The organism is Maricaulis sp. D1M11 (genome assembly GCF_047308265.1).
Classification (GTDB): Bacteria; Pseudomonadota; Alphaproteobacteria; order Caulobacterales; family Maricaulaceae; genus Maricaulis.
The window spans coordinates 807,424-833,073 of record NZ_JBKQWY010000001.1 but is presented as its reverse complement, the minus strand read 5'-3'; the positions used below and the strand labels follow the sequence as shown (position 1 = coordinate 833,073).

The window sequence follows — 25,650 nt, the reverse complement described above, 5'->3', positions numbered from 1 at the left end:
AGGGCGGCGCGCCTGAGAGACGATTAATCTCTTATTAAGACACTGGCGCCGCCCCGATTTCGTTAATACCCTCTTAAGACTTGGCATCAGCCTTGCGAGTGAGAGGGTATGACGACGATCCGCAGCCATACATCCATCCCATATGAGACCGCACGCCGCGTGCAGGCGGTCCGACGGGCTGCACGATCCAATGACCGTCCGCCGCGGGCAGAACGCAAGGTGGGGCTTCCCGTACCCGTCTCGCCGGAACCGGAACAGCGCAGCCATCCCCTGCATCGTCCGGTACCGCCTGCGGCGGAGGTCGTCGTCCAGCTGATGGCGGGGCATCCGGCCCGGGGCCTGAAAGCGGAACCATCCGAGCAACGCCGGTATCGCGAAACCTATGCGCGCATCGCCGATTATGAGGACACCAGCCCGATCCTGGAGCGTCGCGCATGAGCCGGTCGCGATGGGCGTTCTGGGTCGAGGCAGCGATTGGCGCCAGCCTCTTGTTCGTCCTGTTCTGACTAACCCTGAAGCACCCGCCAGGCCGGGCGCGACAAGGTACGCTGCCCCACCCAAAATCCACCAAGGCCGGACACCAGCAAGGTGGCGCCCGCAATCAGAGCAAGAGGCATCACCGGAACCGCCCATTGTGCCTCGAACACATGGATGACGATCCACCAGGCGCCGCTGACCCCCAGACCAAGCCCTACCGCGGCTGCGATAACAGCCGCCGCCATGAATTCGAGCGCATACACACGCAGCACCATGCCCCGCTCGGCTCCAAAGGTTTTCATGAGCGCCGCTTCGACCGCCCGGCGACGAGCCATGGACGCAAACAGGCTGAACAAAACCAGCAATCCGGCAATCATGACCAACCCTGCAGCCGCATTGACCGCCAAAGAGAGGTCCCCAATGATTTTCGCGGCCGCTTCCAAGGCTGGGCGGGTCTGAAACACGATCACATCAGGAAAGGCGTCGCCGACGGCCTGTATTATCGCGGCCTCGCTTTCCGCGCCCGCCTGAGCCAACGCCACATGTGCGGGGTTGGCGGCCTCCAGCATGCCAGGTGAAAATACAAAGGCGGTGTTGGACGCCAAACCAAACTGGCCCCACTCCACCGACCGCAAGCTGGCGATCTCGGCCTCAACTTGTCGCCCAAAGACCTGGAACCCCAAATGATCCCCTACGCCAACGCCTAGACCCGCGGCCGCTTCCGCTTCAACCGAAACCTGAAGGGGGCCACGATAATCGGCCGGCCACCACTCACCGGCGCTGAGCTGAATATCGGACTGAGCCGCCGCCATAATGGTGGAATTGACCTCATTGCGCACGACCCAGCGTTCCGCCTCGGCCACGGTCTCAATATCAATCGGCTCACCATTGCGACGGGTCAGCCGGACCAGCAGAAACGCGCCGCGACGGAAGCTCGCCTCATCGCCGATCTCGACACCCGCTTCCGAGAGTATTCCATCAAACTGTTCAACGCCCGATCCGGGTATCTGGGTGAAGATCAGGGCCGGAGCCTGAGACGGTGCCGTCTCGCTGATCTGGCGCAGGAGATTGCTCTGCACGGTCACCACCAGTGACAGAAGGGCAAGCCCAAGACCGAGCGCCGGCAGAATGGTGGGGATGAGCGAGCCCGGCCCCGACATATTGGCCAGAACCAGACGTCCAAGCCCGCGCCCTAAACCTGTGAGAGCCGAGATCAAAGCCTTGAGCACAAAGGCCAGGACCACAAAGAGCACAAAGACAAGACCGGTCGCACCCAGCAGGATCAGGATCAGGCTGGGATCATCGCGGGTGACCAGCGCCAGGGCCACAATCGCAAACAGGGCAAGGACCGCCGCGCCTCGTTCGACCCAGGCCCGTTTGAGGCCCGATCGATCCACCTGGCTGCGAAACAGCGCGGCGGGCGGTGTCGCCCGTGCTTCGCCCAAAGGCGGTAACGCAAAGGCTGCTGCAATGAGAACGCCATAGGCCAGCGCTTCAAGCAAGGGTCGCGGATAGACCGCCAGGGCTTGCGGTAATCGAAGAGCCTCTCCCATGACGGCGTCGAGAAGAAAGGGAATGCCCGCGCCCAGTCCCAGTCCGGCGCCTCCGCCCAAAAGCGCAAGCAGGAGGAGTTGCAGCCCGTACACCAGACGGATCAGGCCGCCATCCGCGCCCAAGGCCTTGAGTGCCGCGATCGTTCCGGTCCGCGATTGTAGAAAACTGCGTGCCGCTTCCGCCGCACCGACTCCGCCTGCAATCAGGGCCGCAATACCAATCAGCGTCAGGAAGGTATTGAGCAATTCGGTCAAACCCTGAAGCCCGTCCACCGCGTCATCGCGACCATCGAGCTCCACGCCCTCATCCACCCCCAACGCGTCAAAGGCGCGCTGAACCGGTTCCACATCAAGAGGCTCCCGACTGCGCACCCGCACGCGAGACGTGAAGATATCTCCGGGTTGAAGGCGACCGGCCTCCAGCAAGGCATCAAGAGCGATAAGCGCTTCCGGGCCAAACCCGCCGGGCGCCTGAACCATGTCGGGCCGGCTCACCATCCTTGCGGTGACCGTCACATTGAGGCCGGCCAGTTGCACACTGTCCCCGACATCCAGGTCAAACGTGTCGAGGAAGGATTGCGAAACGACCACACCCCAGCGTCCCTCTCGAACCTGAAGGGCCTCGCTCAGGCTTTGCGCCCCGCCATCCAGACCGACGTCACCCAGCAGCGGATAGGCCGCATCGACCCCCACCAAATCGACCTGGCTTCGCACGTCCGCAGTCTGGCCCATGACATTGAGCCCGGCCGTTTCAGCGATATCACCATAGCCGGCCGCAAAGGCGCGCTCCTGTGTATCCAGTCGGCGCTGGCTGACCGTGAACCGCAAATCCCCGCCCAGGAGATAGCGGGATTGGTTGTCCAGACCGTTGGAGAAAACTTCGGTCAATGACCCCGCCGCAGCGATCGCCGCGACCCCCAGAAAGATCGACAGGACATAAATGCCGAAATGCCGGATCTCGCCGGTCAGCTCCCGCAGGGCAAAACGAAGGGCCAGCGAGAGGTTCATGACACCACGACCCCGTCCTTCATCTGGACGATACGATCGCCCCGGCGGGCGAGTACCGGATCATGCGTGACAAGCACAAGGCTCGCCCCCTTCTCGCGCGCAATCGCGATCAGACGATCGGCCACACCCTCTCCTGTCTGGGAGTCCAGATTGCCGGTCGGTTCATCCGCAAACACGATCTGCGGATCCGGTGCCAGTGCCCGTGCAACGGCCACCCGCTGACGTTCCCCGCCCGACAGCTGACCGGGATAATGGCGCAGACGATGGCCCAGCCCGACCTCTTCCAGACCGGCCCGCGCCCGCGCGGCCGCATCCTTGAAACCGGCGACTTCCATCGGCACACGCACATTATCGAGTGCGGTCATGGTGGGGATGAGATGGAAGGACTGGAACACGAGGCTGACCCGACCCCGGCGCAATCGCGCCAGCTCGTCTTCGCTTCGCCGCCGCAAATCCTCACCCAACAGGCAGACACGCCCGGCCGTGGGCGGTTCGAGACCCGCCGCGACCGAAATCAGGCTCGACTTGCCCGAACCGGACGGCCCGACAAGCGCGAGCACTTCTCCCTCTTCCACGGAGAGATGAACACCCCGAAGGATTTCAACCGGGCCGGACCGAGAGGGCAGGCTCAGATGCACGGATTCCAAAAACAGTGTGGGGGTCACGAAGAAACACTTTCAGGCAGGATCGACACAGTCTCAACAGGTGACGATTGGGCTCAACAGGTGACGATATGGGCGTTGCACGACGGGAAAGAAGGCTTAGTTTGATCCTATCCCATACAAAATCCTGAGGGAGATTAAGATTGGTCCGGATGTTTCAAGCCTTTGTGATCTCGCTGCTCGCAAGTCTGGCAACCCCAATGGCTCAAGCGCAAACCCCGGTTCGCGTGGTTATGTTGGGAGACAGCCTGACAGCCGGTTTTGGTCTGGGCCCGGACGCCGCCCTGCCGGCGCAGCTGGAAGCACGTTTGACCCAGCAAGGCTATGCGATCGACATCATCAATGCCGGTGTGTCCGGCGATACGACGGCCAATGGATTGGCCCGCTATGACTGGAGCGTCAGCGGGAATGATCCGGACATGCTCATAATTGCCCTAGGCGCCAATGACTATCTGTCCGGTCTGTCCGCCGAGAGTGCCCGCGCCAATCTGGACGCCATTATCCAGCGCGCCCGCGCACAAGAGCTCACCCTCATCCTGGTCGGACTGGAGCCGCGCTGGAATGGCGTACAAAGCGAGCGTCAGGCTGCATTTGACGCCATTTATCCGGAGCTGGCTGAGACCTATGGCCTCTTCCTCTTTCCCGCCATGCTAGAGGGCGTGAAGGATAATCCGGCGCTGCTTCTGCCCGATGGCCTTCACCCGACACAGGAGGGGGTCGCACTCATCGCCAACCGCCTGTCTGACTATATGGTCGGGCTGAGCATCCTGCCCCGCCCCCGCGCGGTGGAGTGAGAGGGAGAGCCCAGTCGTTCCAGGATCAGGTCGGCTACATCTTGGCGCAGGAACTGGCAGGCTGAGGACTCAGGCTGGTCAAATCCACCGGTCTCGAAATAGACGTTGGAGACGTAACTCGCCCCGCACAGATCAAAGAGATAACACGACCTCTGACAGTTGAGCGTGTGCGTGTTGATCGCCTGCCGGATCCGGCAAAAGGCCTGTGATTCATACATCGAATCAAAACTATCGCGGACCACATTTCCTATGACAAAATCGCCATAGACGTCACTCTTAGCCCCGGCAAACTCAGGCGAATAGGCGGAGACATCCCCGCTCTTGTGGATGGTGGTGATGCCAAACTCACTGACCTCGTCCGGGCGTCGCGCGTAGTCTGCATCCGTCAGTTTCTCGCCGAGGACCATGATGAAGTCCTTGAACTCCCGGATCTCGAAATACTCGCGATGCGGCAGCCAGGCCTCATACAACGCCTCTAGAAAACGCCTAAACCGGTCACGCGTAACCGGGTTGATGGTGTTGGACGCGTCGAGCAAGGATGACTGGGTATTGTCATTATCAATCTCCTCGACATTGAAACCGACAGACGGGAAGCCGGCCTCCACAAAAAACTCGACCAGACGGGCTGCTTGGTCGAGATGTCGGTCCGTGATGACACACAGAGCTCCGGCGTGAACACCATGCGCCTTCAGGCAATGAAACCCGGCCATGGACTTGTCAAAACTGCCCCGTCCTGCCCAGTTCGGGCGTCCGGCATCATGCAGATCCTCAGGACCATCAATGCTCAGGCCAATATTGACCTTGTACTCGCGAAAGAGGTCACACCATTCGGCATTGATGAGCGTGCCATTGGTCTGGATCGAGTGCTGGATCTCAACCCGGTCGCGATTGAGAACCGCCGCGCGCTCAAAGGCGCGACGATAGAAATCCACACCCGCCAGCAAGGGCTCCCCACAATGCCAGAGGAATTCCACCTTTGGTGATTGCATGAAGATGTCCGATCCGAACACGCCGTCCAGCGCGGCATCGAGGACTTCGGCCGTCATCACCGAATAGTCCTGTCGGTTCGGTACATAGCAATACCGACAATTGAGATTACAGCCCGAGGTCGGCTGCATCACGATAAGGCGCATCACTTCAGACCACGAAAACTCGCATCAAAATGCTCGAAGTCGAATTCAGTCTTTCCGCCAGCCTTGCCCCAGGTTTTCGACCAGCGCGGACCATCGCGCCAATTGTCATGCCAGTCAGAGAAATGTCCGGTCGAGATCTCGCTCGCGCGGCCAATTTTCAGCTGAGTAATGAGGCTTGGGTCAATTTCCTTTAGACGGGCCTGCAGGATCAATGTGGCCTTGGTGATCTCGGCCTCGATCTTTTCAACGTCCGCGTCGCTCTTCTGGTTCGCCATAATCTCTTCCCTTGGGTTCTGTTTTCATCTAGCCAACATGACCTATCAGTGTCACATCAACTCGCGTTACCTCAGATTGTATCCCACGACGCATTAACTTTCAACAGACAACCGTTGGGGCCTAACTAGACGCAAAAACGCCGCCCCGATCAGACCGGAGCGGCGTTTTAAACGAACTATGGTGTCGGTATTAGCCTTCGCCACCCACGGCGAGGTCGCGGCGAGCCGCGACGATTGTCACGATAAAGCCGGCCAACGTATCCATCAGGGTCATCATCATGATTAAGAAGAAGGTCGAGGTCGCGAACAGCTCGACCAGCAGGAACAGACCCAGAGCCAGCACGAAGACCAGCATGGACAGGGCGTGATTGATGATGGTTGCCGTACCGGATCCGGCAGACTTCACCAGCTCGATGAACAGGAAAATCAGGCCGAGAATAACCAGGACATCACCCACGGACAGGCCCCACAAGCCCGAGACCATAGGGACGACAAAGAGGGTGGCACCCAGCTCACCCACGGTGCAGGCCTCGCCACCATGGCGGCAGACTTCACCGATGAAATTGGCAGCATCACCGCCGCCGAAGATCAGCGCCACAATGGCATAGATGACCACCGGAATGATCATTTTCGGAAAAACATTGAACATGGAACCTACCCCCTGCGAACCGCGACCCCCTCTTTGGGCCCGTTGTGCGGCCGTCATGCCTAACAATACGCCGTTATCCCCACCACCGGCCATGCTTGCCTCCTCGCTGGCTTCAATACTCGTCCGCGCCGTGCGGATTACGCGCGCGCGAATTTAACCACATCATGCCCATCATGTCTGTCAAAGAGGCGAAAAGACGGCCAAAATTCGTATATTTCGACGCACCAATGGTCCGGTGCCGGTGTGTGACCGGACGAAACTCGCACAAATAACCTTCACGGTTCATCAGCGCCGGCAGGAAACGGTGCTGGTGATCGAAGAACGGCAATTGCAGATAGACGTCTCGTTTGAAGGCTTTGAGACCACATCCCGTGTCATTGCAGTTATCGTTCAGCATGCGTTTGCGGATGCCATTGCCAAACCGCGAGGCGAATTTCTTCCAGGCGCTGTCCTGGCGATTGGCACTGCGATCGCCGCCGACCAGAGCGAGATCCTCCGGCGCATCCGCACGCATCAGCGCATCAATCACAATGGGAAGGTTTTCCGGCGGGTTCTGGCCATCACCATCAAGTGTTGCCACCACGCTGCCGCGAGCATGCATGACACCCGTACGCACGGAACGCGACTGCCCGGCATTGTCACGATGGGCCACGACACGCAAAGTCGGCATTTCTTCCTTGGCAGCGATCAGTTCCGCACGGGTCTCATCCGTCGAGCAATCATCGACAAAGACCATCTCATAATTGCGCCCCTCGAGCGCCGCCGCGATCTCTCGGGCCAGGGGAACCACATTGCCTGCCTCATTATAGGCGGGGACAACGACGGAAATTTCAGGATTTTGGGTCATGTCAGTGTCGGCTTGCGCTTGCGTCAGGTCTCTGCCCCGTTACATACCGGGTTTGACTGATATCGCGAGGCTTTTCTCAGCCTCCTCCAAAAAGGGATCGCCATGCACGCCCTCGCTACCGGTGTAAGAGCCTATATCATCATTGCGTTGATCGCTGCCCTGTCAGGCGTGGCGGGCTGGTTCACCATGCCGCCGCTCGATCGCGATGAAAGCCGGTTTGCCCAGGCGACCGCACAGATGCTGGAAACAGGCGATTTTGTACGAATCAATTTCCTGGAGGAGGAACGCAACAAGAAGCCGGTGGGCATCCACTGGATGCAGGCCGCGACGGTCGCCCTGGTATCAAGTGCGGAGGCCCGCGAGATCTGGGTTTATCGCATACCCTCGACACTGGGCGCCATCCTCGCCGCGCTGGCGGCCTTCTGGGGCGGACAGAGACTGGTGGGCCGGGAGGCGGCGTTCGCCGGATCCGCCCTGTTTGCCGCAACCGTCCTCCTGGGCATCGAGGCCGGGATCGCCAAGACCGATGCCATGTTGGCCGGCGCGACGACCCTCGCCATGGCCGCACTGATGCAGCTTCGGGCCGGTGTCGCCAAGGGGAGGCTGAAAGACTGGCAGGTCAGCCTGGTCTTCTGGTTTGCGATCGGTTTGGGCGCCCTGCTCAAGGGCCCCGTCACCCCCATGGTCGCCGGCCTGACCTTGATCGCGCTGTTCTCCTGGGAAAGACGCGCACGCTGGATGAAGCCGCTTCTGTTCTGGCCCGGACCCATCCTGGCCATTCTTCTGGTCCTGCCCTGGCTGGTCTCTATCCAGATCGCCACCGATGGCAATTTCCTGCGTGAGGCCCTGGGAGATGATCTGGGCCCCAAAGTTGTCTCAGGCCATGAACGCCATGGCGGGCTGCCCGGGTATCACCTCCTGCTGTTGCCGCTGCTTTTCTTTCCGGCAACCCTGTTTCTTGTCCCGGGCGTGGGGCGTCTGGCCAAGGCCCTGAAACCGGGAGAGCGCCTGGTTGAGGCCGATGCGGCCCGCTTCCTGATCTGCTGGGCGGTCCCCACATGGGTCGTGTTCGAATTACTGCCGACCAAACTGCCTCATTATGTCCTGCCCGCTTACCCAGCGCTGGCTTTGGCAGCGGGGTGGGGCTTGGTCGAGCTTTACCGTCTAGCTCCCTGGCAACGCTGGACCAGCCTGGGCCTCTACGCCTTTGCCGCGCTGGTGTTTGCCGTCGCTTTGCCCGTCCTGTTCGTGATGTACGGATCCGGTGCCAGCTGGGACGCCGTTCAACTGGTCGAGGCCGGTTTCAGCAATGGCTTCCAGCTGGGCCTGGATCCGGCCGCTGCCGCAGGCGTTTTCCTGGGCACGACACTTCTGGCGGGGCTTGCGGCAGGAGCGATGATATCCGAGCGGTTTGTACGAACAGCCGGGGCGTCACTCGTACCCGCGCTTGTTCTCACCATCCTGGCTGGCCTGGCCTGGCAGGGAGCCGGGCGCGGTGTTGTTGTGGGTAATACACATGCCCTGCAACTGGCCCGGCAGGTCGACAATGCCCGTGCCTATTCGCAGCCGATTACGGGTCTGGACCCCACCGATATTGTCACAGCGTCATCGTTCACCGAACCCAGCCTGGTGTTTTTGATGGGATCTGACACTCACCTGGCGGATGAGGCCGGTCCGCTGGAGTTTGCTGCACAGCGAACAGAACCGACCCTGGTCGTTCTCGATCTGTCGCGCGATGCCGACATGCGCCGCGTGCTGCTGGAAGGCTCGGCGGCGAACCCCGTCTCGTCCACAGACAGGGCCGACGCGACACAGGCTGACCTCGAACTGCGCGCCTTGTTGTACGGGCTAGAAATCTGTCATCGCACGCTCGCTCCGGGTTTCAATTATTCACGCGGCGACGAAACGGTGCTGGCGATCTTGTTCACACGGTGCGCCCGGCCCGGAGAAGGCCTTTTTGAACCGCCGGTCTTTGCCATGCCGGGCTCAGAAAACGCTGTCCCAATGGAGACCGAAGAATGAGCCGCGCGATCGAAGTCGTCGAAGTAGGACCACGTGACGGATTGCAAAACGATCCGGTTCTGATGCCAACAGACACCAAGATCGAATTTGTCTCGCGGCTGATTAAGGCCGGTGTAACACGTATGGAAGCGGCCAGTTTTGTTCACCCCAAACTCGTTCCGGCCATGGCGGACAGCGCCGAAGTCATGTCGCGCGTGCCCCGAACCGATGGCGTACAATATATCGGCCTCGCCCTGAACGAAAAGGGCATGCGCCGGGCACTCGATGCCGGCTGTGATGAGGTCAACTATGTGATGGTCGCGTCGCCGGGCTTTGGCCTGAAAAACCAGAATGCGACCCCGGAACAAACCGCCGACATATTCGACCAGATCGCCGTGCTCGCCCATGATGACGGTGTGCCGGTGTCGGTCACTGTTTCTGTAGCGTTCGGAGATCCGTTTGATGGCGAGGTCGACGAAAGCATTCTGCCCGAACTCGCGCGACGGGCTTCTGCCGCCGGCGCACGGGAATTTGCCCTCGGCGACACAATCGGCGTGGCGGATCCATGGACCGTCCGCCGTGTGGTCGAAAGCCTGAAGGACGCCGCCGGGTCGATGCGCCTGCGCATGCATTTTCACAACACACGAAACACGGCGATGGCGAACATTTTCGCGGCCGTCGAGGCCGGAGTGGACGTGATTGATGCCTCGTGTGGCGGTATCGGCGGCTGTCCGTTTGCTCCGGCGGCGACGGGGAATGTCGCGACAGAAGACGTCGTTTACATGCTGCACCGCGCGGGTTTCGAGACGGGTCTGGATCTGGACCTGCTGATCGACACGGCCAAATGGCTGGAAACCGAGGGTTTGGGGCACCCCGTCGACAGTGCGCTGGCGCGAGCGGGTGTCTTCCCGATGCCTCAGACGCGCTAGTCCGAGCGCGGATTGGCCGGAGCGTCCGCCAGCGACTGATCGTCCTTGGTATCAACGCGTCGGAATTTTGCCTTTACATGGCTCAGGAAAAGCCGTGTCCAAATGGCGAGAAAAATCGCCGGGATCATCAGGCTCGTCAAAACCTTGCTGACCGGCCCCGGATAGAATTTCCAGAAATAGGAGATAAAGCCCCAAGCTTTGTGGTTCTCGACTTTCAAGGGGCTGGACTGACTGGTGCCCCCCACATGCAGGATCGAGGCATTGGGATCGAACCAGACCGTGCCGCCGGCCTCCCGCGCTGTTCGACAGATATCGATATCTTCCACATGGAGGAAGTAACGCGGGTCGAACCCGCCAATATCGTGAAAATGCTGTGCCCGGATCATCAGTGCGGCTCCGGAAACCGTATCGACTTCGACCAGATCGTCAGGGAGCGGGTCCTGTTCCTGGTGAAGGCTGCGCATGCCTTTGAGAAAACGGTTCAAGCCCAGAAACGAAACAAAGGCGGTCGACGGCGTCAGCTCGCCACGACGCCCGCCACGCTGTTCACTCCCATCCTCGTTCAATAGACGTGAACCGATAATCCAGGGGCGTGTCTCATCCATGCGGGAGACATTCTGCTTCAAGCGCTTGGCGACGGAGGCCAGCAAAACCGTATCGGGATTGAGGAAAAGCAAAGTATCGCCGCGTGCGGCCTGAGCGCCGATATTACACCCCACGCCAAAACCGAGATTCTGACCGGTTTCGATCAGAACCATCTTCGAATGAGCCGCGTCCAGATCTCGGAGCCTATGGAGGATCTCCGGGGGGTTCTCATGACTGACGAGAACCAGCTCGTCCACCTGGTCAGCCGTCAGCACAGCATGCAAACAATCCAGCAGCCGTGGTCCGGTCATCCACGAGACAATCACAACGCTGAGGATCGGGTCAGTCATGCGGCTGGCTTCTGCGCTCCCAGGAAAAACACGCCGGTGGCGGCAATCGCGACAGCCCCCTGGTGCCATTCCTGCCAGACGCCGTACCCAAAATACAAGAGGGAAGCATAGCTAACGAGAACCCAAACCGCAGCGACAGCCTGAGGCCGGGACAAACGCGGTGCCGAGGAGATCCGCCCTCCAATCGCAATCAGGCTGATTGCCAGAAGGGTCGCTCCGACCAGACCCGTTTCCAGCCAGACGTGAAGGGGCGCGTTATGGGGATGCAAGGGTAGAGCTTCGCGTGTCCAGGTGTTCAGCTCCAACACACCTGACAGTGGACGAGAGGCGTCGAGACCATGCCCGAACCAGGGTTTGTCCTGAATCAGCTCGCCTGCATACATCCAGATGCCGAGCCGTTCCTGCCAGGACCAGGGAAGTCCGCTTGTCATCTCCGTCGGGAGCAATGCGACAACCGTCGGCAGAACCATGGGAATGATCAGGAATGACCCCGCAAAAACGCCGAAACTCAACGCGACCATACTGCGCGGCTTCCAGAAGGCGAGCCCTGCGGCAACGCTTGCCGCCGCAATGGCCACGATATTCACCTCGGTGGAAAAACTCACCGCCGCCAACCCGGCCATGGCCATGATCAGGACCCCGATCACAAGACCGCCTGAGCGCCAGGCCAGGAGCGCCGCGGGCGCGGAGATCATGATCAGGAACGCCGCGCCATGCCCCAGGCTGCGTGTGACGGCATCGCGCAGGAAACGGTCTGACACCTCAACGGCGCCTTCAACCGAGAGCTTGTAAGACTGGGTGACCATGAAACCGGTCGCCACTTCGAGAACGAAAAACAAGCCCACAGCGGCAGCCGCCGCCAGATAGGCCGCTTCCGCCCTGATCCGCCAGATTCCGGACAGATGCCCGACCCGCAACACCAGAACAGTATAGAGGGGAATGCCCAGACCGGTTTTCCAGACCTGGTCCGGCTTGTCATGCGGGGACCAGAGAAAGCTGATCGCCACCCAGGCCAGAAAGAGCACAACCGGCAGAGCCAGCCATCGCGATGACCAGGCCCGCCACTCGCTTGGATTGAAGGGAAAGACAAGCAGGCCGAACAGCGCTGCGAGGGTGGACAGCAACAACCCGCCCATGGCGGCCGCGATCGCGCTGGTCGCCAGCAACACGATCGCACAGATGCCGGTCCGCATGCCGGATACGGCCATGCCTGCCTCTCCTTGTTCTCCGAAACGTCAGGGATTAAACGCGTTTCAGGTCTGGTGCCGTCGCAGCATCCTGCAGTTTGACGATGGCTTCGTCCAGCGACATCATCTCCTGGTTACGCCCCTGCTCACCCAGGAAACGCAGGGCCAATGTGCCGTCCTCTGCCTCTTTGCGACCCACAACCGCGATCACCGGCACCTTGCCGACCGAGTGCTCACGAACCTTGTAGTTGATCTTCTCATTACGCAGATCCGTTTCCACGCGCAGACCCGCCGCTTTCATTTTTTCGCAGACGTCGAGGGCATAATCATCGGCATCGGAAGTAATGGTCGCGACGACGACCTGACGCGGCGCCAACCACATAGGCAGCTTACCCGCATAGCTCTCGATCAAAACACCCAGGAAACGTTCTAGAGACCCCAGGACCGCGCGGTGCAACATGACGGGGCGGTGCTTATCGCTATCTTCGCCCACAAAGCTGGCATCCAGACGCTCAGGCAGGTTGAAGTCACACTGGATCGTTCCCGTCTGCCATTCCCGGCCGATGGCATCCTTGAGCACGAAGTCCAGCTTGGGACCATAGAAGGCGCCATCACCCGGATTGTGTTCATAATCGAGGCCCGATGCCTCCGCCGCTTCTCGCAGGGCCGCTTCGGCCTTGTCCCAAACCTCGTCCGATCCCACCCGCATATCCGGGCGATCCGAGAACTTGATCCGGATATCCTCGAAACCAAAGTCCTTGTAGACAGATTTGAGGAGTTCACAGAAGCGTTTCACTTCGTCTGTGATCTGTTCCACCGTGCAGAAGATGTGAGCATCGTCCTGAACAAATCCACGCACCCGCATGAGACCATGCAGTGAACCTGATGGCTCATAACGGTGGCAGGACCCAAACTCCGCCATGCGCAAGGGCAGGTCCCGATAGGATTTCTGACCCTGGTTGAAGACCTGGACATGGCACGGGCAATTCATCGGCTTGACCGCCAGGACTTTTTCTTCCTGGTCGATTGAAGAGATGAACATGTTTTCGCGATACTTGTCCCAGTGTCCTGACGCTTCCCAGAATTTGCGGTCCATCAACTGAGGCGTCTTGATTTCCACGTAGCCGTCAGCTTGCAAACGACGGCGCATATAGTCCTCGACTGTACGATACAGAGTCCAACCATTGGGGTGCCAGAAGACCTGTCCCTGAGCCTCTTCCTGGAAGTGGAATAGCTCCATCTGCTTGCCCAGACGGCGGTGATCACGCTTTTCCGCCTCTTCAAGACGATGCAGGTGAGCTTTCAGCTCCTTGTCATCGCGCCAGGCCGTGCCGTAGATCCGTTGCAACATGGCATTGCGATGATCGCCACGCCAATACGCCCCGGCGACTTTCATGAGCTTGAACGCCTTGCCGATCTTGCCCGTGGACGGCAGGTGCGGTCCACGACACAGATCAAACCACTCGCCTTGACGATACAGGGTTACCACTTCGTCTTCCGGCAGATCCCGGATCAGTTCAGCCTTGTAGCGTTCTCCCAGATCCTCGAACTTGGCGATCGCCTCATTGCGGTCCCAGACCTCACGTTCGAAGGGCAGATCCGCATCCACGATCTGCGCCATGCGCTTTTCAATCGCCTCGAAGTCTTCCGGAGAAAACGGCTCTTCACGCGCAAAGTCGTAATAAAAACCGTCCTCGATCGCCGGACCGATCGTCACCTGTGTGCCCGGGAAAAGCTCCTGGACCGCCTGGGCGAGGATGTGCGCCGTATCGTGGCGAATGACCTCAAGCGCCTCTTCATCCTTGCGCGTGATGATGGCGACCTCGCTGTCACCATCGAAGGGGCGTTTAAGGTCCCACTCTTCCCCGTTCACCCGGGCGATCATGGCCGCCTTGGCGAGAGATTTTGAGATATCGAGTGCCAGGTCCAGCGGGCTGGATCCCTCAGGCAATTCGCGTTTAGAGCCGTCCGGCAGCGTGATATTGATCATCGCAGTCATGTCCTTGTCGTCGGTGCGGTCCACCGGCGTGAGGCAGGTTCAGTCCGTGTCCTGGCCCCGATAGGGCTGACGGAAACGCCAGACCGCCCACCAGGGTGCAGAACTGTATTCGTGCGGCACCGGATCATAACCGGACGTGCCCAACGGCCGGCAACGCAAAAGCCGTCCGAGCGTCATCCATCCGCCGCGCCAGGCTCCGTGAAGGCGCAAAGCCTCCAGCCCGTACGCCGAACAGGTCGGCTCATGACGGCAGCGTACACCAAAAGCGTAGAAAACCGGGGACAGTGTCACGCGATACAGGTGGATCATCCCCCGCATCACCCAGGCCAGCCCACCCGATGTCGACTTTGGTGCGTTGCACGAACACATATGAAATCAAGCCTTTTAACGCCGCCCTGCCCGCTGTCTACCCGTGACAGCCCGTTACAGTGCGGACCGCTGAAGAATTCGTTGTCGCTTAGAAGGTTTACCTTGCGGACCGTTGCGATCTCCTGCCGGCGAGGCAGGCGCCAACGGCCCTAGCGAGTGAGCGGTGTGGTCAGGCCAGTTGTGGTTGCGGTCGCCTCAAACGCGGCAACGGCCGCCTCGAAGGGCAGCATGATCGATTGGTGTCGAGCGGGATAAGCCTTGGCCGAGGCCAGAACCGCCAATTCCGCGAACCGGCCGCGGGGCGCAGGCGCGGAGGATTTCAGCATGGCTCTAAGGGCATTGCGCGCATTGAGCAGCTCGTCCTGGGTCGCACCCACAACATGCTTTCCCAGAATGGCCGCAGAGGCTTGTCCGAGGGCACAGGCCTTCACGCGCTGGGCCATGTCGACCACACGTCCATCCTGGACCATGAGATCAACCTCGATCTCCGACCCGCACAGGCGCGACACCTTGCGCGACGAGGTCGCGGGCGCGCCCAGACGTCCAACCCGCGGCATCTGGGCCGCGAGACGCAGGACGTCATTGGAGTACAGATCGTGTTTCATGTGTTCAATCTAGGATATGGCGTCCGGCTTCGCCAGACATACGCGGCATAAATCCGCTAATCCTCTTCATACTCGTCTTCATCGAGATAGACCGGATCGGTCCGCCCCAGAACTTCAGGAATCTCGCCGACATCCTCCGGGTCGAGATCGTCGGGTTGCCAGACCTCGTCCACCACGACGGACCAGAACCCTTCCGACTGCGCGGCCCCCTCGGCCAGCTGGCCCGCCTGGTCAGCATTTTCTGCAACCACGCCATAGGACACAAAACACGCGCCCACAGCATCTTCAGCTTCCAGCATGACATTGAAACCGCAAAGCGCCATGTCAGCCCTCCAGCTTGCGCCAGGTCGAGCCTTCCGGCCCGTCGTCCACTTGGATCTTGCGTGCCGTCAGCTCTTCACGCACAGCATCCGCCTCATCCCAGTTCTTCTCCGCCCGTGCGAGATTGCGACGATCAATCAGTGCATCAATTTCTGCACGCTCGGCGTCCGGTAGTTCGGAGATGCCGAACCATTCATCCGGATCCCCCTGCGCCAAACCGACAAGCTCGCCAGCAGCCAGGAGCTCGCCCTTGATACGAGCCCGTTCGGCATCCGTCTCCGCCTTGTTGGCGGCCGCCGTGAGCTGGAAAAGGGCGGACAGCGCCTTGGGCGTGTTGAGATCATCATGCAGCGCCTCGAGGAAATCGGCCGGCGGTGTCGCCTCAACCGCCTCGACATCAGCCAGGCGCCGCAAGACACCATAGATGCGATCCAGCGAGCGGCGTGTCTTCGTCAAAAGCTCGCCATTCCAGGTAAGGGGCGCGCGATAATGCGCCGTCAGCAAGGCATAGCGCAGCACCTCACCCGGATAGTCCCTGGCGAGATCATGCACCAGTTTCACATTGCCCTCGGATTTGGACATCTTGCCCGCCCCCATGGTCAAGAAACCATTATGCAGCCAGTAATTGGCCATGGCCTTGCCGCCATGGGCGCAGACCGACTGAGCAATCTCGTTTTCATGGTGCGGGAAGACCAGGTCCACACCACCGCCGTGAATATCGAACGTCTCACCGAGATGTTTCTCGGACATCGCAGAACATTCAATATGCCAGCCCGGCCGACCACGACCCCAGGGGCTGCCCCAGCCAGGCTCATCATCAGCGGCGGGTTTCCAGAGCACGAAATCGCCGGGCTCACGCTTGTAGTCGGCGACTTCGACGCGGGCCCCGGCAATCATGTCCTCGAGCGAACGACGTGAGAGTGCGCCATAGCGGTCATAGGTCGACACAGCGAACAAGACGTGCCCCTCGGCCTCATAGGCGTATTTCTCATCGACAAGCACCTGGATCATATCGATCATCTCACCGATGTGATCAGTGGCATGCGGTTCGATATCCGGGACGCGTACACCCAGCGCCCCCATATCCTCACGATAAATTCGCGCATACTTTTCCGTGATCTCGGAAATCGGCTGGCCGGTCTCCTTCGACGCAGCGATGATCTTGTCGTCTACATCCGTGATATTGCGGGCATAAACGACATGGTCCTGGCCATAGATTCCACGAAGGACCCGGGACAAGACGTCGAAAACCACAGCCGGTCGCGCATTTCCGATATGCGCATAGGAGTACACGGTCGGTCCACAGACATACATCGTGACCCGCTCCGGATTCATCGGTTCAAACAAGCGCTTACGGCGCGAGTGCGTGTCATAGAGTGTCAGGGCCGACATCGGTCACATCCATTGGTGAAAGGCTGAACAGGCGTCACAAACGTGATAACTTGACGCCGAGTCTGTGGTCATAACATTGGAATTGGATAATTCTACGCCTAAATAACGCACAGCGCATGAGCGTGGATACTGAGGATGTCAGGCCCGGACTGTAAAAAAGTGGCGCTTTGAACCTCGATCCGGAAACCGGAACTTCGGTCACGTCGTAGAACCGACCGACCCGTCAACGAAAGGATCCATTCGATGGACGCCGTAACCCCCGAGGCCGACCGCATGGCCCAAGACGAGATTAAACGCCCGACCCGCGAAGAGGCCGAGGCGGCCGTTCGCACCCTGATCGCCTGGACCGGCGATGACCCGGATCGCGAAGGCCTGCTGGAAACGCCCAAGCGTGTCGTGAAAGCCTATGAAGAATGGTTCTCGGGCTATAATGACGATCCGGCCAAGGTTCTCGGCAAAAAATTCGAGGACGTTCAGGGCTATGACGACATGGTCCTGCTGACCAATATCGATGTCGAGAGCCATTGCGAACACCATATTGCGCCGGTTCTGGGCGTGGCACACGTGGCCTATCTCCCGACCAAGGCCGTTGTGGGTATTTCCAAGATTGCGCGTGTGGTGGAAATCTTCGCCAAGCGCCTGCAGACTCAGGAAACCATGACCGCGCAGATCGCTGACGCCCTCACCGAGGCCATGGAACCGCTGGGCGTGGCTGTCTATGTCGACGCCAAACACCAGTGCATGACCACGCGCGGCGTACACCATCAGAACGTCTCCACGATCACCACCACTTTCACGGGCCAGTTCAAGACCGATGCCGATCTGCGCAATCGCTTCCTGCGCCTGATTGAAAAAGCCTGATCGGGTTCACGTATCGACCGTGTCAAAGGCCGCCGCGGGCGGCCTTTTTCATGTCCAGAGCTTCGCTCGCTCCGATCGCGTCGAGAAACCGCTCATCATGGCTGATGGCCAGAATAGCACCGTCATAGGCCTGCAACGCGGCCTCCAATTCTTCAATCGCATCGAGATCGAGATGATTGGTCGGCTCATCGAGGATAAGAGCCTGCACAGGCTGCGGACGCGCCAGCACGCAGGCCAGACCGGCCCGAAGCCGTTCACCCCCTGACAGATCCCCGGCGCTTCGGTCCGCCATAACATTGCGAAACCTGAACCGCGCCAAGCCGGACCGGGCCTCATTCACTGTCGCTTCTGGATTGAGCCGCTGGAAATTGTCGACCAGAGACGCGTTGAGCCTCAGAAGGCTGACCGTCTGGTCCAGCAGCGCCATCTCCACACCACGAACGACGGAACCCGCACGCGGCTCAAGCTGCCCCATGATGATCTGAAGCAGGGTCGACTTGCCGACACCGTTTGGCCCGGTAATCCGCCAGCGTTGCGGTCCACGGATCGACAGTGTGACGCCCTCAAACAAGAGCGCTTGCCCCGGCCAGCCTCCGGCCACGGCGTCGAGCGACAGGACCTGACGACCCGCCGGCAAGCCGCACGGCGCAATATCAAAAGATTGCCGGATCTGATGCGCCACTTCTTCCGCCGCCTTGTCGACGGCCAGCCGGGCCTCTGATGTCATTTTCTCGGCCTGGCGGGCCGATGCACCGCCTGTACTCTCGGCGCGCTCCTGCTTGGCATTCATGACCAGTCTGGGCTGGCTGCCACTGGCCCGCTCGGCCCGACCCGCAGCATCTGTGCGAGCCTTGCGCTCCGCTGTCCGCTGGATCTGGCGGGCAATCCGCTTCTCGTCCTGCCGCGCGACATCCAGTGCATGGGCCGCAGCCTCCTGCTCGATCGCGCGCTGCTCCCGATACGCCGTGTAGTTGCCGCCATAGCGCTTCACCTGACACCGGTCCAGCGCATAAATGGCGTCCATTTCGTCCAGCAATTCCCGATCATGGCTGACGATCAAGGCGCCGCCCCGCCAACGCCGCACAGCGGCCAGAAGCAGATCCCGCCCGTCGCGATCCAGATTATTGCTGGGTTCATCCATGAGGATCAGATCGGGCTCGCGAAAGAAGAGCGCAGCGAGCATAACACGCACGCCCTGTCCACCGCTCAGACGGGACAGCCGCGTCTTCGGCTCCAGTCCTGACAGGCCGAATTCCGCAAGCGCGGCCTCCATTCGCACCGGCATGTCCCAGTCCGCCTCGGACATATCATCCAGGCTGGCCGTGCCGGCTTCTATCCGATGCAGACGCGCCCATGCCCGCTCGACACCGAAAGCGGTCGTCAGGTCTGCGTGCGCATCGTGATGAACCACCTGGCGCAACACGCCGATCCGCCCCTGACAGTCCACATGCCCCGAAGCCGGCTTGCGATCACCGGCGAGAATCGACAGCAAGGTCGACTTGCCTGCTCCATTAGGACCGACAAGCCCCGCCCTTTCGCCTGTCAGGGCGAAGCCGACCCGCTCGAACAGGATCGAACCATCAGGCCGTTGGGCGGCGATATCGTGCAGGCTTAGAAGCGGTGTCATGACATGATTTCAAAACTGGGGGCGCCTTTTACGCGTTTTGTCAGAGTGAGACCAGAGCCAAGCCGCTTGACTTTTTATTAGAATTATCTAAATTAGATTTTCCTAAATAAAAGAAACCCATGACGGATGTGATCCAGGACCTCACTGAAAACGCGGCAGACGCCGCTGCCATGCTGAAACTGCTGGCGCACGAAAACCGCCTTCTGGTGCTGTGTCACCTGGCGGTTGAGGGCGAACTCGCGGCAGGCGATCTGGTCGCTCGATCGGGTCTGAGCCAATCCGCACTCAGCCAACACCTGGCCAAGCTGCGCGAGACGGATGTCGTGGCGACACGCCGTGTAGGCACCACAATTCTCTATCGTATCCATGACCCGCGAGCCGTGCGCATTCTGGGCACGCTCAAGGATATCTACTGCCCCTAGACGACGATGACAGGAGACACTGATGAGTGACGTTATATCCCCCGCCCGCGCCCAGTCCCTGATCCGCGAAGGCGCTGTTCTGATAGACATCCGCGAAGCCGATGAACGGGCACGGGAATACATCCCCGGCTCAAAACACCTGCCACTCAGCAGGATTGAGGAACACGGCATTCCTCATGAATCGGCCAAGATTGCGATCTTCCACTGCCGCAGCGGTGTTCGCACCCGGGCGCAAGCGCAGCTGCTGAAAGAGGGAATTGAGAGTGAAACCGTCTATATTGTCGATGGCGGCATAGGCGGCTGGAAACTCGCCGGACTGGACACCATTGTCGATCGCTCCCAACCCATTGATATCTTCCGCCAGGTCATGATCACCGCGGGCACTTTGGTGCTGATCGGTGTCATGCTGGGCACACTTGTTCATCCCGCATTCTACGGGGTGTCGGCCTTTGTCGGGGCGGGACTGGCCTTTTCCGGCATCACCGGCACCTGCATGATGGCCAATCTTCTGAGCCTCATGCCCTGGAACCGGCAGGCGGCCTGACCCGACCCCTTGTCACGTCCCCAAAGGGTCAGACCACTTGCTGGACGTCGGGCGCGGTCCCCAGCGGGCCGCGTTCGATTTCCCACGCACTCTCAGTCACCACTTCATAGTCACGGCTCAAAATTGTCGAGACACGGTAATAATCGGCGAGCAAACGCTCCGGCGTGAGGTGAAGGCGGATAAAGCCCTGGTCTTCCATATTGCAGTGCTGAACTTCGGCATTGGCCTCGACCAGCATGCGACCGTAATCAACACCGGGAGCGGCAAAGCTGGAGAAGGGTGTCGGGCTGGTCACCGCCGCCGTCACAAACTCCGTCCCCATGCGGTGGCCTTCCCGATCAATCAGATCATTGGTCCAGAAGGAATGCACATCGCCGGTGACGGTGATGATATCCGCATTGACCGCATTGAGCGCTGAATACAGACGGTCACGCTCGGCCGGATAGCCATCCCACATGTCGAGACCAAACGGGATGCCGAACCGGGTCCGCGTAATGAATTGGCGTGCAAACTCATTGTCGCGCGTCGCGAACCAGCGCAGCCAACCCGGCATTTCGGTAGAGAAATCCGGGAAGTTGACCCGGCTCATGATGATCTGATTGCCCAGGATACGCCACGGCGTACCCGCCTCGACAGACGCGCCGAAGGCATTGGCGACATAGTCGATTTGCTCACGGCCCAGCAATTCGCGGCTTTCATCCCCAATGATCTCGGTTTTCCAGCGCTCGACAGCGGCCAGCACCTCGGGATCGGAGTCATCTGCATCCGCTTCGACCGGGAAGCTGGACAGATCTACCTGGACATCACGGGCCGTCAGACGGCTCTCGATCATCACCAGAGTTGCCAGATTGCCGATCTGATACGTGCCCCAGCGATGGCGCAGATCATCCGGCTCCCGGCTCGGCGTCCAGTCATACCAGGCGCGCAGAGCCGCATCGCGACGTACATCCCACGGCCCTTCGCTCTCATCATGGTTTTCCGCGCCATCCGTATAGGAGTCGTTGGAACTTTCATGATCATCCCAGGTCATGATCCAGGGCACGCTCGCGTGCAGCAATTGCAGGTCCGGGTCGGATTTGTATTGCGCATGGCGCTCGACATAATCCTGGTAGGACACGATCTCATGCGCCGGAACAGACACACGGTTCAGGGCCTCGGCATTGCCGGTCGCATACCCGTCGCGCGCGTACTCATAGATGTAATCGCCCAGGTGCAGCACGAGGTCGAGACCAGCCATTTGCGCCGCAGCGCCATAAACGTTGAAGTGACCAGCCGGGAAGTTCGAGCACGAGAACACGCCGATATTGAAACTGTCGACATCACCGTCCGGCAGGGTCTGCGTGACACCCGTTGGTGAAAACACATCGTTCAGACGGAAACGATAGAAATAGGTCCGGCCCGCCTCGAGCCCGGTCGCGAGGTATTTCCACGTGCCCAGCGGCTGCGGCGTCACATAGGCGATGTCATCGCCCGCCTCAAATACGACATTCGTAAACTCACGATCCGTGGCGACCTGCACACCCCGATAGCCGCCGCCATCGTCGGTGATGGCCGTCCACAACATGACACTGTTCTGATCGGGGTCACCGGACGCCACGCCATGTTTAAAGGGGGTGCCCGTATCCGACACGACCATCGGCTCCGGCTGCTGGCCCGAACAGGCCGCGACAGTCAGGCTGGCACCAGCCGCTCCCAGAAGTGCGCCCCGGCGCGTCAGATCGGTTTTGGTCATCATCCCCTCCAGACAGATATCTGCCTCTCCTAGCGTCTGATTGTTGCGTGTTCACGACGAGAAGGCTACTCGCATGTGGATGAACGCAGATAACACCGATATTCGCACGCTGATTGCCGAGGACGAGGCCGCCGGAGAGCGCCTCGACCGCTGGCTGGCCGTTGAACTCCACGAATTTTCCCGCTCACGAATCAAGGCGCTGATCGAGGACGAGCAATTGACCGTCAATGGCACGGTCATGACGGACCCGTCGGCAAAGGTCATCGCAGGTGCGCGCTATGCGCTCACTGTGCCCCCGCCCAAACCTGCCGATCCCAAGCCGGAAAAGATGGATCTGGACATCCTGTTCGAGGACGATGATCTGATCGTCCTGATGAAACCGGCCGGACTGGCTGTTCACCCGGCGGCCGGCAACTGGACAGGAACCCTCGTCCACGGCCTGCTCTATCACTGCGCCGACAGCCTGTCGGGCATTGGTGGAGTAGAACGGCCGGGCATCGTCCACCGACTGGACAAGGACACGTCCGGTGTGATGGTGGTCGCCAAATCGGATCCGGCCCACAAGGGCCTGACCCGGCAGTTCGCAGCGCACACTGTGGAGCGGGCCTATATTGCCTTCACGCGCGGCGCGCCAAATCCGAAAACGGGACGGATTGAAACCCAGCTCACCCGTTCCTCGCGTGATCGCAAGAAGTTTGAAGTGCCGCGTGACCCGCACAGCACTGAAGGCAAACACGCCATCACCAATTACCAAACGCTCACCCGATTTGGTCAAAAACCCGATGCCGCGATCGGCACAGGTCTGGCCGCCAAGGTGGAATGTCGCCTCGAAACAGGTCGCACGCACCAGATCCGTGTGCACATGGCGCATATTGGCTGCCCGCTGCTGGGCGATCCGCTCTATGGCAATCGCCGTGGCACCCTGCTGGCCACCAGCGAAACGGGCAAGGCGTTGAAGGATTTTCGTCGCCAGGCTCTCCACGCCGCCATTTTGGGATTTGAACACCCGATCACCGGGGCTGCGATCCGGTTCGAGCGAGACATGCCGAAAGACATGCAGCGCCTGGAGAAATTCCTGGAACATCTGTGAGACTAGGCATTGTCTTCCGCCCTGCCGGGCGCATGATGCCAACACAAGACGGGGAGAGCGTGATGACAACAGTCGAGACTTCAGCCTGGACCAAGGGTGTGGGCGGATCGGATGCTGAGACAGAGCTGGCGCAGCTGACAGACAGGCTGCACGGGTGCCAACCCATCTCCACGGACGAACATAAAACCCGCCTGGCCGGCCTGGCCCAGCGCATGCGCGAAACAGGCTATGATGCCGTCTATCTCGATGCCGGCAGCAATCTGACCTATTACACCGGCTTTAAATGGTGGGGTTCGGAACGCCTGGTCGGCGCACTGGTCAAACCGGACGCGTCGATCACCTATGTCGGGCCCGCCTTCGAGACCGGCACGCTCACCTCCTATATGCGATTGGATTCTCCGCTGATCACCTGGGAGGAGCATGAAGACCCCTACGCCCTGTGTGCGGCTCACCTGCCAGCAGGCGCCCGGATCGGGCTGGACCCGGCCACGCCGCTGTTTCGTGTGACGGGTCTGATCAACGCCTTCAACGGCCAGGCCCAAGACGCCGCAGAGATCATCCTGCCCGCCCGCGCCCGCAAATCCGAAGCGGAACTCGCACTGATGCAGGCCACCAAAACCGCGACGCTGGCTGTTCACCAGGCTGCGGCGCGGATCCTGCGCGCGGGCATCTCCACCGGTGAAGTCGAGGCCTTCATTCATGCGGCCCACAAGGCAATCGGGGCACCGGGCGGTTCAACCTTCTGCATCGTGCTCTTTGGTCCCGACACGGCCTTTCCGCACGGGGTTGCCGCGCCCAAAACCCTGGACGAGGGTGATATGGTGCTGATCGATACCGGCTGTGCCATCCACGGATACCAGTCCGATATTACGCGCACCTATGTCTTCGGTGCCCCGACCGACCGCCAGCGCAAGGTCTGGGAGGACGAGCATGCGTGCCAGCAGGCCGCCTTTCGGGCCGCGCAACTGGGCCAGCCCTGTCATGCCGCGGACGATGCAGCGCGTGCAGAATCAGAGCGTCGCGGCTACGGGCCCGGATATCAGCTGCCGGGAATACCGCACCGGACCGGGCACGGCATAGGCCTGGATATTCATGAAGGCCCCTATCTGGTCGGCGGCGACACGACCCTGCTGGATATCGGCATGTGCTTTTCCAATGAACCGATGATCTGCGTTCCCGGTGAATTTGGCATCCGTCTGGAAGATCATTTCTACATGACCGCCGACGGGCCGCGATGGTTCACCCGTCCCTCGCCCTCTATCGACAATCCTTTCGGCCTCTGACCGGGAAAGACATACTCATGTTGCGCGCGCTGTTTCTGGTAATTTTTGTCGGTTGGGTCCTGACCCCGGCTCTCGCTGTGGCGGAGGATGATCATCCGCGTCCGTTCGATCAGAATTATGATGCCGCCGAGGCCGTTGCGGCCGCACGCCACCAGGCCTTGACCGAGGGCAAGCGCCTGCTCCTCGTTTTTGGTGCCAATTGGTGCCATGACAGTCGCGGCCTCGCCCATCATTTCGAAGATGCCGAGCTGGCGGCCCTGCTGGATGCCTCTTACGTTCTCACTTATGTCGACGTCGCCTGGCGCGATGCCAATCAGGCCGTCCTCCTGAGTTATGGTGTGACCGCGATCTACGGCACTCCGACCGTCCTGGTCATCGATCCCTCGACCGGAGACGTCATCAACCGGGCGGAACGCAATGTGTGGACCAGCGCAGCCTCGCGCCCGATTGAAGAAGCGCGGGACTATTTCCGTCGGTATGCGGGAACGCCCCCGGCTCCAGTCGGCATAATCGAGACCAGTGCCAGCTATCAGGCCCTGATTACCGAGATCGAAGCCTATGAAAACGAACAGGGCCTGCGCCTGAGCGCAGCGTATCGCGATATCGCGCGCTGGCGTGATCTTGACCGGTCCGACCGCCCGGAGGATTTCGAGGCCCTGTCGCGTGGTGTTGAGTTCTGGCGCCGGGACCTGGGGCGCGAGATCGCCCGCCTCAAGAGCCAGGCGCGGTCCGGGCTGGTTCGGGCCCTGACGGAACGCTTTGGCGATAATGCCATCACGGCGGAGAACATGGCCGCGTTTGACGAGGACCCCACCCGCATCGAGCTGGTCTACGCACCCAATGACGCCGAGCGCTGGTAGTCTGTCCACCCCGGGCCTATGATCCTTGCGGGACATGCCTCAAACCTGCCGCACACTGTGTCCAGGATCGACGGCGAACTGTCAGCGCTCTGTCC

The 25,650-nt window shown here is 60.4% G+C and carries 25 protein-coding genes; 10 read left to right on the top strand and 15 right to left on the bottom strand.

The window, feature by feature from the left end; translation table 11 throughout:
• The first annotated feature begins 108 nt into the window (after positions 1-108).
• Positions 109-438 (top strand): hypothetical protein, encoded by a 330-nt coding sequence (locus RMQ97_RS03970; protein ID WP_413659536.1) that lies wholly within the window; start codon positions 109-111, stop codon positions 436-438.
• A gap of 68 nt (positions 439-506) precedes the next feature.
• On the opposite strand, the gene RMQ97_RS03965 is transcribed toward RMQ97_RS03970, so the two are convergent.
• Together RMQ97_RS03965 and RMQ97_RS03960 are read right to left on the bottom strand one after the other, a co-directional pair.
• Positions 507-3,038, bottom strand: coding sequence for an ABC transporter permease (locus RMQ97_RS03965; RefSeq protein WP_413659535.1), 2,532 nt, complete (start codon positions 3,036-3,038; stop codon positions 507-509).
• Positions 3,035-3,703, bottom strand: coding sequence for an ABC transporter ATP-binding protein (locus RMQ97_RS03960; protein ID WP_413659534.1), 669 nt, complete (start codon positions 3,701-3,703; stop codon positions 3,035-3,037). The genes RMQ97_RS03965 and RMQ97_RS03960 overlap by 4 nt, the downstream gene beginning before the upstream one ends.
• Positions 3,704-3,900: 197 nt before the next feature.
• Between RMQ97_RS03960 and RMQ97_RS03955 the strand changes: the two genes are divergently transcribed.
• Entirely contained in the window at positions 3,901-4,494 is a 594-nt protein-coding gene (locus RMQ97_RS03955) for an arylesterase (RefSeq protein WP_413659533.1), read from the top strand.
• Here RMQ97_RS03955 and grrM read toward each other — a convergent pair.
• From grrM to RMQ97_RS03935, 4 genes are all read right to left on the bottom strand, one after another.
• On the bottom strand, positions 4,446-5,627 hold the full coding sequence (gene grrM, locus RMQ97_RS03950; protein WP_413659532.1) for a cyclophane-forming radical SAM/SPASM peptide maturase GrrM/OscB: 1,182 nt from the start codon (positions 5,625-5,627) through the stop codon (positions 4,446-4,448). The genes RMQ97_RS03955 and grrM overlap by 49 nt on opposite strands.
• Positions 5,627-5,902, bottom strand: a complete 276-nt coding sequence (locus RMQ97_RS03945; protein ID WP_413659531.1) for a hypothetical protein — start codon at positions 5,900-5,902, stop codon at positions 5,627-5,629. Before RMQ97_RS03945 ends, grrM begins: the two co-directional genes overlap by 1 nt.
• 190 nt (positions 5,903-6,092) lie before the next feature.
• Positions 6,093-6,551, bottom strand: a complete 459-nt coding sequence (locus tag RMQ97_RS03940) for a hypothetical protein (RefSeq protein WP_413659530.1) — start codon at positions 6,549-6,551, stop codon at positions 6,093-6,095.
• Between the two features lie 112 nt (positions 6,552-6,663).
• Complete coding sequence (locus RMQ97_RS03935; RefSeq protein ID WP_413659529.1) at positions 6,664-7,398, bottom strand: glycosyltransferase family 2 protein; 735 nt, start codon at positions 7,396-7,398, stop codon at positions 6,664-6,666.
• Positions 7,399-7,500: 102 nt separating this feature from the next.
• On the opposite strand from RMQ97_RS03935, the gene RMQ97_RS03930 reads away from it, so the two are divergent.
• Positions 7,501-9,420 (top strand): ArnT family glycosyltransferase, encoded by a 1,920-nt coding sequence (locus RMQ97_RS03930; RefSeq protein WP_413659528.1) that lies wholly within the window; start codon positions 7,501-7,503, stop codon positions 9,418-9,420.
• On the top strand, positions 9,417-10,328 hold the full coding sequence (locus tag RMQ97_RS03925) for a hydroxymethylglutaryl-CoA lyase (protein ID WP_413659527.1): 912 nt from the start codon (positions 9,417-9,419) through the stop codon (positions 10,326-10,328). Before RMQ97_RS03930 ends, RMQ97_RS03925 begins: the two co-directional genes overlap by 4 nt.
• Here the strand turns inward: RMQ97_RS03925 and RMQ97_RS03920 are convergent.
• The 7 genes from RMQ97_RS03920 to cysS form a co-directional block, all read right to left on the bottom strand.
• Complete coding sequence (locus tag RMQ97_RS03920) at positions 10,325-11,263, bottom strand: glycosyltransferase family 2 protein (protein WP_413659526.1); 939 nt, start codon at positions 11,261-11,263, stop codon at positions 10,325-10,327. The two genes, RMQ97_RS03925 and RMQ97_RS03920, sit on opposite strands and share 4 nt — an antisense overlap.
• Complete coding sequence (locus tag RMQ97_RS03915; protein WP_413659525.1) at positions 11,260-12,471, bottom strand: O-antigen ligase family protein; 1,212 nt, start codon at positions 12,469-12,471, stop codon at positions 11,260-11,262. Before RMQ97_RS03915 ends, RMQ97_RS03920 begins: the two co-directional genes overlap by 4 nt.
• 34 nt (positions 12,472-12,505) lie before the next feature.
• Positions 12,506-14,440, bottom strand: coding sequence for a threonine--tRNA ligase (thrS, locus tag RMQ97_RS03910; protein ID WP_413659579.1), 1,935 nt, complete (start codon positions 14,438-14,440; stop codon positions 12,506-12,508).
• Positions 14,441-14,488: 48 nt separating this feature from the next.
• Positions 14,489-14,818, bottom strand: a complete 330-nt coding sequence (gene yidD, locus RMQ97_RS03905) for a membrane protein insertion efficiency factor YidD (protein ID WP_413659524.1) — start codon at positions 14,816-14,818, stop codon at positions 14,489-14,491.
• Positions 14,819-14,967: 149 nt separating this feature from the next.
• Complete coding sequence (locus RMQ97_RS03900; RefSeq protein WP_413659523.1) at positions 14,968-15,423, bottom strand: iron-sulfur cluster assembly scaffold protein; 456 nt, start codon at positions 15,421-15,423, stop codon at positions 14,968-14,970.
• A gap of 56 nt (positions 15,424-15,479) precedes the next feature.
• A complete protein-coding gene (locus tag RMQ97_RS03895; RefSeq protein WP_413659522.1) occupies positions 15,480-15,746 on the bottom strand; it encodes a hypothetical protein in 267 nt (88 codons plus the stop codon).
• Position 15,747: 1 nt separating this feature from the next.
• Positions 15,748-17,136, bottom strand: a complete 1,389-nt coding sequence (gene cysS, locus RMQ97_RS03890) for a cysteine--tRNA ligase (protein ID WP_413659521.1) — start codon at positions 17,134-17,136, stop codon at positions 15,748-15,750.
• Positions 17,137-17,379: 243 nt separating this feature from the next.
• On the opposite strand from cysS, the gene folE reads away from it, so the two are divergent.
• On the top strand, positions 17,380-17,997 hold the full coding sequence (folE, locus tag RMQ97_RS03885) for a GTP cyclohydrolase I FolE (protein WP_413659520.1): 618 nt from the start codon (positions 17,380-17,382) through the stop codon (positions 17,995-17,997).
• Positions 17,998-18,019: 22 nt separating this feature from the next.
• Here folE and RMQ97_RS03880 read toward each other — a convergent pair whose 3' ends face one another.
• Positions 18,020-19,624 carry an ABC-F family ATP-binding cassette domain-containing protein gene (locus tag RMQ97_RS03880; RefSeq protein WP_413659519.1) on the bottom strand — a complete coding sequence of 535 codons (1,605 nt, stop codon included), beginning with the start codon at positions 19,622-19,624 and terminating at the stop codon, positions 18,020-18,022.
• A gap of 119 nt (positions 19,625-19,743) precedes the next feature.
• Between RMQ97_RS03880 and RMQ97_RS03875 the strand changes: the two genes are divergently transcribed.
• The gene (locus RMQ97_RS03875; RefSeq protein ID WP_413659518.1) at positions 19,744-20,046 is read left to right on the top strand and encodes an ArsR/SmtB family transcription factor; all 303 of its coding nucleotides are present in this window, start codon (positions 19,744-19,746) and stop codon (positions 20,044-20,046) included.
• A 22-nt stretch (positions 20,047-20,068) separates the two neighbouring features.
• A complete protein-coding gene (locus RMQ97_RS03870; RefSeq protein WP_413659517.1) occupies positions 20,069-20,590 on the top strand; it encodes a rhodanese family protein in 522 nt (173 codons plus the stop codon).
• Positions 20,591-20,618: 28 nt separating this feature from the next.
• On the opposite strand, the gene RMQ97_RS03865 is transcribed toward RMQ97_RS03870, so the two are convergent.
• Positions 20,619-22,322 carry an alkaline phosphatase D family protein gene (locus tag RMQ97_RS03865; RefSeq protein ID WP_413659516.1) on the bottom strand — a complete coding sequence of 568 codons (1,704 nt, stop codon included), beginning with the start codon at positions 22,320-22,322 and terminating at the stop codon, positions 20,619-20,621.
• A gap of 79 nt (positions 22,323-22,401) precedes the next feature.
• On the opposite strand from RMQ97_RS03865, the gene RMQ97_RS03860 reads away from it, so the two are divergent.
• The 3 genes from RMQ97_RS03860 to RMQ97_RS03850 all read left to right on the top strand — a co-directional run bounded on the left by RMQ97_RS03860 (position 22,402) and on the right by RMQ97_RS03850 (position 25,555).
• A complete protein-coding gene (locus RMQ97_RS03860) occupies positions 22,402-23,412 on the top strand; it encodes an RluA family pseudouridine synthase (protein ID WP_413659515.1) in 1,011 nt (336 codons plus the stop codon).
• A gap of 62 nt (positions 23,413-23,474) precedes the next feature.
• On the top strand, positions 23,475-24,695 hold the full coding sequence (locus tag RMQ97_RS03855; RefSeq protein WP_413659514.1) for a M24 family metallopeptidase: 1,221 nt from the start codon (positions 23,475-23,477) through the stop codon (positions 24,693-24,695).
• A gap of 17 nt (positions 24,696-24,712) precedes the next feature.
• Positions 24,713-25,555: a thioredoxin family protein gene (locus RMQ97_RS03850; RefSeq protein WP_413659513.1), complete on the top strand. Its 843-nt coding sequence runs from the start codon at positions 24,713-24,715 to the stop codon at positions 25,553-25,555.
• Positions 25,556-25,650 lie beyond the last annotated feature (95 nt).

Coding starts and splice junctions, on each gene's coding strand:
- RMQ97_RS03970 (WP_413659536.1), top strand. CDS start 109: ATGACGACGATCCGCAGCCATACATCCATCCCATATGAGACCGCACGC.
- RMQ97_RS03965 (WP_413659535.1), bottom strand. CDS start 3,038: ATGAACCTCTCGCTGGCCCTTCGTTTTGCCCTGCGGGAGCTGACCGGC.
- RMQ97_RS03955 (WP_413659533.1), top strand. CDS start 3,901: ATGGCTCAAGCGCAAACCCCGGTTCGCGTGGTTATGTTGGGAGACAGC.
- grrM (WP_413659532.1), bottom strand. CDS start 5,627: ATGCGCCTTATCGTGATGCAGCCGACCTCGGGCTGTAATCTCAATTGT.
- RMQ97_RS03945 (WP_413659531.1), bottom strand. CDS start 5,902: ATGGCGAACCAGAAGAGCGACGCGGACGTTGAAAAGATCGAGGCCGAG.
- RMQ97_RS03940 (WP_413659530.1), bottom strand. CDS start 6,551: ATGTTCAATGTTTTTCCGAAAATGATCATTCCGGTGGTCATCTATGCC.
- RMQ97_RS03935 (WP_413659529.1), bottom strand. CDS start 7,398: ATGACCCAAAATCCTGAAATTTCCGTCGTTGTCCCCGCCTATAATGAG.
- RMQ97_RS03930 (WP_413659528.1), top strand. CDS start 7,501: ATGCACGCCCTCGCTACCGGTGTAAGAGCCTATATCATCATTGCGTTG.
- RMQ97_RS03925 (WP_413659527.1), top strand. CDS start 9,417: ATGAGCCGCGCGATCGAAGTCGTCGAAGTAGGACCACGTGACGGATTG.
- RMQ97_RS03920 (WP_413659526.1), bottom strand. CDS start 11,263: ATGACTGACCCGATCCTCAGCGTTGTGATTGTCTCGTGGATGACCGGA.
- RMQ97_RS03915 (WP_413659525.1), bottom strand. CDS start 12,471: ATGGCCGTATCCGGCATGCGGACCGGCATCTGTGCGATCGTGTTGCTG.
- thrS (WP_413659579.1), bottom strand. CDS start 14,440: ATGATCAATATCACGCTGCCGGACGGCTCTAAACGCGAATTGCCTGAG.
- yidD (WP_413659524.1), bottom strand. CDS start 14,818: ATGTGTTCGTGCAACGCACCAAAGTCGACATCGGGTGGGCTGGCCTGG.
- RMQ97_RS03900 (WP_413659523.1), bottom strand. CDS start 15,423: ATGAAACACGATCTGTACTCCAATGACGTCCTGCGTCTCGCGGCCCAG.
- RMQ97_RS03895 (WP_413659522.1), bottom strand. CDS start 15,746: ATGGCGCTTTGCGGTTTCAATGTCATGCTGGAAGCTGAAGATGCTGTG.
- cysS (WP_413659521.1), bottom strand. CDS start 17,136: ATGTCGGCCCTGACACTCTATGACACGCACTCGCGCCGTAAGCGCTTG.
- folE (WP_413659520.1), top strand. CDS start 17,380: ATGGACGCCGTAACCCCCGAGGCCGACCGCATGGCCCAAGACGAGATT.
- RMQ97_RS03880 (WP_413659519.1), bottom strand. CDS start 19,624: ATGACACCGCTTCTAAGCCTGCACGATATCGCCGCCCAACGGCCTGAT.
- RMQ97_RS03875 (WP_413659518.1), top strand. CDS start 19,744: ATGACGGATGTGATCCAGGACCTCACTGAAAACGCGGCAGACGCCGCT.
- RMQ97_RS03870 (WP_413659517.1), top strand. CDS start 20,069: ATGAGTGACGTTATATCCCCCGCCCGCGCCCAGTCCCTGATCCGCGAA.
- RMQ97_RS03865 (WP_413659516.1), bottom strand. CDS start 22,322: ATGACCAAAACCGATCTGACGCGCCGGGGCGCACTTCTGGGAGCGGCT.
- RMQ97_RS03860 (WP_413659515.1), top strand. CDS start 22,402: ATGAACGCAGATAACACCGATATTCGCACGCTGATTGCCGAGGACGAG.
- RMQ97_RS03855 (WP_413659514.1), top strand. CDS start 23,475: ATGACAACAGTCGAGACTTCAGCCTGGACCAAGGGTGTGGGCGGATCG.
- RMQ97_RS03850 (WP_413659513.1), top strand. CDS start 24,713: ATGTTGCGCGCGCTGTTTCTGGTAATTTTTGTCGGTTGGGTCCTGACC.